Raw genomic sequence first — 6,646 nt, forward strand, 5'->3', positions numbered from 1 at the left:
CTTTCGCGACGTCGTGGCCGCTTCTCAAGACCGTAGAGTAGGGAGACGCGGCATCACCCACGAGTATCGATACGGACGCAGCTACGATCCGTATTACAACCTCAGCACCGCCGCTGTTGGGATGCGCCGGCGTTTTGAACACTTCCGCTTCTTTGCCGTCTATGGTTGTTTTACTCAGACAAGCATGCGCGGGATTGTACGATTCCAGGTCTTGGTGAAGACTTCCGCTTCGTGTTCAAAGGCCTTGATCTGACCCACAAACAAATAATCGTCTTTGGATACGCTCACCCGCACAGAGCTCTCGACACGAACGTTCCATTCGTCGCGCATGAATGCCGTAATGTACTGCGCTTCGATCTTGGCGCTGGTCGGGTCGTGGTCGAATATTTCCTTGACCTCGCTTTCTGTCGACCACGATTCGGTGCCTATAGCGTCAATCCTAGCTCGTCCGCTGTTTTGGGCGTTGCGTATCGTGAGTTTGCCCGTTGCAGCATCCCATTCAGAGACTCTGGTTGGCTCTGGTGCTTCCTCCAACACCGTGCGTCCGGAGGTGGGCTCCGGCGAGAAGGGCGGGTCGAAGGGGTTCAATTCCCAGTCCTCGGCCCGCGGCGGGCGTACCGGCAGCTCGAGTTCGGACCGGCCGGCATAAAGTGTCAGGGTCACCGGCTCAGGCGAGGGCCAGTACGATGGCCAATGTGACGTTGATACGGCAACACGAATGCGCCTGCCCGATTTGAAAACATGAGCACAATCGTCCAAAGGCAAGCGGATGCGATAACGTTTGCCGGGCTCCAGAGGCTCGGGAAACTCATGACTGTCGCGGTGCGTCAGATTCAGCACGTCATAGGTGACGCGCTTTGAAAGACCGTCCGGATCGACTTCGTTGAGTCTGACGGACAGGAGGGCAACCGACTGGTCGACCGCTAGATCGAGGGTGACCACCGGCGCGCCAAGTATCTCGAAATCCTCCTCTATCGGCTCGGAGTCGAATGTCAGCGAGCGAGCGTCGTCAATGCGCTGGTCAGTCGGCGCATCTTTGACGCGCCTCACCATCCGGCCGGGTGCCGTTGTTCCGACCGTCTGCAAAGGCTTGAGAACACGTGCTGTTTCAGCCCCGGGATTGCTCTCCAGTCCGTCTTTGGTGATATAGAGTTTGCGCGGCTTGATGCGCGAGGAAGGCCAGCTATCCTCGGCCACCCACCGCCCGGGAATCTGGTGCACACCGCGCATCATCGGTTCTTCCTGCATCCATACCCGATACAACGGCTCCTCCATGATGCCGGTATCGATATCCTTGAGCCAGTGATCCCACCAGCGCAGCGACTCGGCCAGCCAGTCTATCGCCGGGCCCGGACCGCGATCGCTATAGTTCGGATATTCATGGCCCCATGGGCCGACAAGTCCCTTGCGTGGACATTTGAAGTTGGCGAGCATGCGCGCAACCGTGCTGCGATAAGGATCGAACCAGCCACCCACCGCATACACCGGGCATTCAAACGCACCGTAGTCTTCGCTGATCGAAGCATGTTTCCAGTATGCATCGCGGTGCTGGTGGGCAAGCCAGATCGCGGGGTAGTAGTCCACGTTCTGGAGACGCTCCATCCACATGTCGCGCCAGCGGTCCCCAACAATTGCTGGATCGGGAGGACGGCAACAATAAGCGGGATAAAGGATACCCCATGCAAGCCCGAACATGCCGTCGGCGACCAAACCATTATGGTAGGGCTCTTCGGTATAGCGGTCCTCAGTCGAACAAAGGGTGATGATCGCCTTGAGTTCAGGGGGGCGGCGGGCAGCCACCTGCAGTGCGCTGTAACCGCCCCAGGAGATCCCGAACATACCCACCTTGCCGGTACACCAAGACTGCCTGGCGAGCCACGCGATGATCTCGACGCCATCGTCCTGCTCCTGTTTGACATACTCGTCCAGCGGCAGTCCTTCCGAATCCCCCGATCCGCGAATGTCTGGCCTTACACAGGCATATCCATGGGAAGCCAAGTAGGGGTGGATGGTCTCATCACGTAAGCGCGAACTTCCGGTAAGGGACGCACCGTCACGCTTGCGATAGGGGATGTATTCCATCAGCACTGGCACCGGATTGCTCTCGGCATCTTCCGGCAGCCACATGCGCGCCGCAATCTTGGTGCCGTCGGACATCGGAATCCAGATGTTCTCGATTTCACGTACTTTGCGTGGACCTGTTCGCACCCCGGCCTCTGGGGTTTGGGCGCCAGCCGTCGTGGGGCTCAAAATGCCAACAGTGTTGCCGGCCAGAAGCGCCGGGTTCACACGTTGAGGGACCGTGTGAATTACCGAGCCATCATCGTTCTTGTTTGTAACGCTCATTTTAACACCTTTGTCCGCCCATGCGCTGCAATCTGGGTGATAACTTCACAGCATTCGCTTGTTCAAGAGTCGTAAACTCGCCATTGATGATGCCATCAGGATCTCCTGACCCACGAATGACACGCGGAGCCTGCTATAAGCCGGGATCGAGTTTGGCGATGTCAGGCGCGCCGCATGCCTTGAGCATCTTGCCTTGAGAGGCCCAGATTGCCTGCGAGAGCGGCGTTCCGGACACAAAGATGCATCCTCCAAGCGCGGCTCCAGATTTCAGAACAGCTCAGCGACTTACGCTGCGCATGATGTTATACACGACCTATTCCTCCGTTTGCTTGGCTTTTAGGTTTTGGTTGGGCATTGAGCCCTGGACGACATCTACCTTCCCAATAAACACTCCTGTTGAGCGCCGGCAGCGTCTTTTAAGTCGTCATAGGAATTGGGCACGAAGGTACCGGTGTGTCCAACAATTTCTTACGATGCAGCAACTTTTAATCCAGAAAATGATAATTGCGCCTTCGCCCAAGGATGACACTGGTGTGATCGAGGCCCGACCGGCCCAGCCGGAAGTGATAGAGCAGATGTCAACGATGACCAGCAAAGGCGGGACACATCGGTAAAATCCGACAGCGCCACACGGCCTGTTCATGTATCTGGCGGAAGATGACGTCCTGTTGCTGGTCATCAATAGCCCGCCATGACCGGATACGCCGCCCAAGCGTGCGGCGGATGCCTGTCGACAGTTCCGGATGGCGCCGCAGCATCTCTCGTAAATAGCGACTGCCCGGACTGCAGGAGCGGCCTTGAGGCGGAATGACAGCGTCAAAAATGTGCTAAGATGAATCGGGGCGCCGCCGGCCGCGCTTCGGATTATCTTGCGAGGGAGGCGCACCTCTTTGTCAATTCAGTAAGTTGTCGCCCGGCTGATAGACGCCTTCGCGGCGGATCTCCATAGAGTGTTTTTATTGGTACCTCATAAAGCACTCGCCTGATGTCGGTTCATGGCGACCCGGCACAAAGGTGATTCTCCATCCGGAAAACCAGCACCGTAGTGGACGGCGATCACAAAGACGCCGAGAAGTCGCACCGCGGCGGGAGATATAACTTCCAGTAGGGCTACGCCCTCCCATCGTCAGACCTCCGACGCCGACTCTCTCATGCTGATTGCTGCGCAAGCTGCCAAGCGACGACATACTCGCGAACTTGACGTTATTTGATCGGCAATCCGCCGGGCGCGAATCTGGCTTCTTTTCGGTAAGGCTGATTGCGCAGCGTGCCAAGCTCGGGCGTCGGTGCTTGGGCAACGGCTCCCGGTAAGATGGGAAGAAGAATTCTTGAAGGGTAAGTCTTCGAAGAATAGATGCGGTTGACCGAGGGAACCCCAACCGGCAGACTACCGGTCACCCTGTTGGACACTAGGCCTGGCGCACCGATGGTGAGTTCGAGGCTGTGTCCCTCCCGGACGACGTGTGCGATCGGTCCCAGCATCGACATTCGTATCTCGTAAATTTTGCCCGGTTCTAGCTTCTCGCTTTTGCGAAAGGTCGGAACAACTTCCTCAGCATTGGTTAGCGCCATGTCAATTTCGCGAAATGACGCACGCTGCAGTCCTGATTGAAGGAAAAGCACGTTGCCGTCGGGGTCGACATCTTTCAATGTCAACTCGAGGTCAGCGTCGTCGCCTTCGTCGATGCTGAGAAATAGCGTTACTTCTGGGTTTCCAAGCAACGTCATGTCTAATGCTACCGGAGCCGTTCGGTAATTCAAGAGGCCCATGCGCGCGAGGGCGCCCTTAGTCGATTGGAACGAGTAATTGAGCGGGAGGGAGCCATTCGACTGGATTGTTCCCGTGCCGGGCGCTACTTCGGATTGCTTATTGTTGTCGAATTGCTCGGTTCCAATAGGGTAAAGATACGCCCGCGAGCCTCCCTCCGGACCGGACCCGGGCTTGTCGAGTGAAAGGTTTGCATCCGCGGTGAGATAGAAGGGCCGACGCCTGACCGAAGGTTCCGGCCAAGTCTCATGCGTCGTGGTCCAACCAACAACTGCCTCCTTGGGATCGCCTTCGGGCTCCCGTACCTCCCAAAGTACCTTTACCGGTGGCTCATTTTCTATCCCGTTTTCGATTCCCTTAACCCAACGATCCAGAAACCGTATATGCTCCGCGACTACTTGAGCATAACCCTTGTGTGCTGATGCACTTGCGTGGGATCCGTTCAACAGAAGCAGCTTCTTGTTCTTCACGTCGGGCATGTATCGTGTGAAGACTCGGGGGCCTTCATTGCCAAGGCCCCACTCATCTTGAAATGCGAGGACGATCATCGTAGGCACAGTGATCTTGCCTGCGACCTCCGCTCGAGAGGGAAATATCGAGTCCCACCACTCGTCCTTGAACGGATGCTGTCGTATCAAATCACTGAACAATGGATACCTATCGACGAACGTATCGCTCCCACGGTATATGGCGCATTCGGTATCGCCGTGACTGATACGCCATTGCGCGCCGCCCACCTGCATTTCAGCCTCGTTGGTAAATGCCCACTGAAGCGCGCTGGGTTGTAGCATCCCGCCCAAATAGACCCAAGTATCGTAGCCGGTCCCAAGGCCTGACGGCACGATGGCCTTAAGATGGGGCGGACGCTCTGCAGCGACCCACATTTGAGTTGTTCCTCCGTACGAATAGCCCACCATCCCTACGGTGCCGTCGCTCCAAGGCTGTTTGGCGATCCACTCGACGACTTCGGCGCCGTGAACACCTTCGATTTTGGAAAACCACTGATCCAATGGGCCTGTCGAGCAACCTGTCCCGGTGGTGTTGGCGCCGACGAAAGCGTAGCCGGCATCGAGAAACGGCTTCGCGACTTCAAAGGGAGTCGCACTTGTTTGATAGCCAGTATACTCGAAGACAGTTGGATAACGCCCGGATTTGGGACGGTAGCAGATGTACGCGATGCGCGTTCCGTCCGTTGTTGTCACATAAGATATCTCGCGCACCACGTCAGCTTCAGAGAAATTCGCCGCCTGGCTGCCGCTAGACTGTTTTGTCATCGTATCCTCCCATTAACCTGTTTGGTTGACCCATTTGGAAGCGTTCGCTTCGCGGCTTATTGCACGCTGCCCGGCGACGCGCGCAGCCGGCTATCCGCTGGCAATCAAGGCACTCCTCAGTTTCCGCATTCAAGCAGGCGCACTTACTGACCCATCAGCCCATACCTGCAGTGGACACTGGAAGCGCTCGCGGGACGTACGCGCTGATTGTTGGTTTACTCTCCGCGCCGAAATTGGGCACGAAGGCACCACATGTCCATATCATTCTTAATGTTTTGCAATTATTATTTCGAAAAATGATAAATTATTGCCACCTTGTGGCTCGCATTGCGATCTCGTGGCGATGGATTTCACAGGTCCTGGGAGGTTGTGACGCTTCGCCCCTCCAGACCGCATCGTTCGCACAGCCCGACGGCGAAGAGAAGCGTGTGACCGCGATGAAGTGACAAAGTGCGGAAAGAGAACTGGAGTATCCAACGGGGGCCGCCATGCTTCACAGTGTAGAAGAACTCGCTCACAAGCCGAAAGCCGCAGTCCAGCAGGAGGCGATCATCGTCGGCATAGAGTCGCTGAGCGAATCTTGATGACGCATTGAGCGCGGTGTCCTGGATATGTTTTGCAGGATACTATCCCGAAGCCCGAAGCGCCGACTTTGACCGGTAGTTCACACCCTTGGCGACGCCATTCTGGATCGCCTCGTTCACAAACGCTCACCGCCTTCGCCTCCACGCTCTTGACGCAGGCGCAAACACCTGAATCAATAAACAGGTCGGTCGAAGCGGCCGCTCATGATCGCGTGAAATAGCTGCTCACGATCAAATGGAATGAGCGCTCACCATCGCGTGAAATGCCTGCTCACAATCAGCGAAATGCGCAGGCATATCGCGCTTTTTCTGGACGAGCAGCCTCTGCGGCAATGCGTCATGGTTCGCCGGCGGCATGCCGGCGCCATGGTGCGAGCGTAAACGCGCCGAGCAGCCGGTGCTGGATCTCGGACGCGACGCCGCCGACTGGTGGATGCTGCGTTGGTGCACGGGGCCTCGTGCCGCGTTCCAAGCACGGATGAGCTGCGTTCCCCATTCCGCGGTATCATGCGCGCCCCCCTCCGGTGGCGTGTCATGCAAGCGGGCCCGAGCGAATTGCCATCGAGATAGACCTAATTAGTCGACCGTGAACAATCTTGACCGCTAAGCGGCAAGCTGCTTCGGCCGGTTCAGGAACGCGACGATCAAGAGCCACAAAAATTGCTTCAGCCACC

General features: G+C 57.0%; 2 protein-coding genes and 1 pseudogene. 1 reads left to right on the forward strand and 2 read right to left on the reverse strand.

Annotated features, from left to right (window positions below):
* Positions 1-174: 174 nt before the first annotated feature.
* Both NKH98_RS30815 and NKH98_RS30825 read right to left on the reverse strand, forming a co-directional pair.
* Positions 175-2,346, reverse strand: a complete 2,172-nt coding sequence (locus NKH98_RS30815) for a CocE/NonD family hydrolase (protein ID WP_352904064.1) — start codon at positions 2,344-2,346, stop codon at positions 175-177.
* 1,203 nt (positions 2,347-3,549) lie between these two features.
* The gene (locus NKH98_RS30825; protein WP_352904065.1) at positions 3,550-5,388 is read right to left on the reverse strand and encodes a CocE/NonD family hydrolase; all 1,839 of its coding nucleotides are present in this window, start codon (positions 5,386-5,388) and stop codon (positions 3,550-3,552) included.
* A gap of 903 nt (positions 5,389-6,291) precedes the next feature.
* On the opposite strand from NKH98_RS30825, the pseudogene NKH98_RS30830 reads away from it, so the two are divergent.
* Positions 6,292-6,405, forward strand: a pseudogene (locus NKH98_RS30830) (glycine oxidase); the annotation flags it as partial.
* Positions 6,406-6,646 lie beyond the last annotated feature (241 nt).

Origin of the sequence: Mesorhizobium sp. M0833, from assembly GCF_040319905.1 — a bacterium.
Taxonomy (GTDB): Bacteria; Pseudomonadota; Alphaproteobacteria; order Rhizobiales; family Rhizobiaceae; genus Mesorhizobium.

Bases quoted from the DNA above. Each gene is read 5' to 3' on its own strand.
- NKH98_RS30815 (WP_352904064.1), bottom strand. From the start codon at position 2,346: ATGAGCGTTACAAACAAGAACGATGATGGCTCGGTAATTCACACGGTC.
- NKH98_RS30825 (WP_352904065.1), bottom strand. From the start codon at position 5,388: ATGACAAAACAGTCTAGCGGCAGCCAGGCGGCGAATTTCTCTGAAGCT.